At 44.0% G+C, this 904-nt stretch carries 1 protein-coding gene and 1 pseudogene; both read right to left on the bottom strand.

The window, feature by feature from the left end:
* Positions 1 to 230: pseudogene (locus tag A3750_RS23445) on the bottom strand (exoribonuclease R); the annotation flags it as partial.
* Positions 231 to 301: 71 nt separating this feature from the next.
* On the bottom strand, positions 302 to 853 hold the full coding sequence (folE, locus tag A3750_RS23440; RefSeq protein ID WP_068456628.1) for a GTP cyclohydrolase I FolE: 552 nt from the start codon (positions 851 to 853) through the stop codon (positions 302 to 304).
* Between the last annotated feature and the right edge of the window lie 51 nt (positions 854 to 904).

The following is a 904-nucleotide window of genomic DNA, read 5'->3' as shown; positions in this document are numbered from 1 at the left end:
TGAGCAAACGTTTTGTTTCGGTCATCTTTCTTAATTTCAACTTCGACGCGGTCACCAGGAAGAACCCTGAGCATCTCCGCAGGGGGAAGAAATACGTCTCGCCCACTATCTAACGTAACGAATCCGAATTTTTGTCCGGTACCTTTGACTCGACCTAATTGCAGATTTCGACTTGCTTTGATGTCGCTTTTTAGCTGCTTTAATTGATCTAAGGCATCTAGTTTAAGCATGCTTTTACCTTTGAGGTCTTACGCAGACCGAATGTTGAAGTTAAGTAGTGAGGGTTGTTGAAAATAGGATATTACTTTATCAGTGACAAAAACTCATTTCGCGTTGCCTCAGATTCGCGAAACGTTCCCAGCATTACCGAGCTGAGCATGGAAGAATTCTGCTTTTCGACACCACGCATCATCATACACATATGTTGAGATTCAATGACGACTGCAACCCCTCGCGCATTTGTTACTGACATCACAGCATCAGCAATCTGTTTCGTTAGGTTTTCCTGTATCTGTAGTCGTCTTGCGAACATATCAACAATACGCGCGAACTTGGATAAGCCCAGCACCTTGCCACTAGGTAGGTATGCGATATGACACTTACCGATAAACGGCAACAAATGGTGCTCACATAAAGAATAGAGCTCTATGTTTTTAACAAGGACCATTTGGTCATTGTCCGATTCGAAAATCGCTCCGTTGACGATATTTTCCAGGTCCTCATGATAACCTTTGGTTAAGAAGTTCATAGCCTTTGCTGCACGCTGCGGTGTATCGCGTAAACCTTCTCTTTGAGGGTCTTCGCCAAGCCCTCTCAAGATGGCTTCATAATGTGCAGAAATATCTTTATTCATAATCTTTACCGGTAGGTCTCGTGCCTTGGGCGGCACAATCTAACACGCAGG

The organism is Oleiphilus sp. HI0079 (genome assembly GCF_001635105.1).
This window is presented reverse-complemented; position numbering and strand designations above follow the sequence as displayed.

Coding starts and splice junctions, on each gene's coding strand:
- folE (WP_068456628.1), bottom strand. CDS start 853: ATGAATAAAGATATTTCTGCACATTATGAAGCCATCTTGAGAGGGCTT.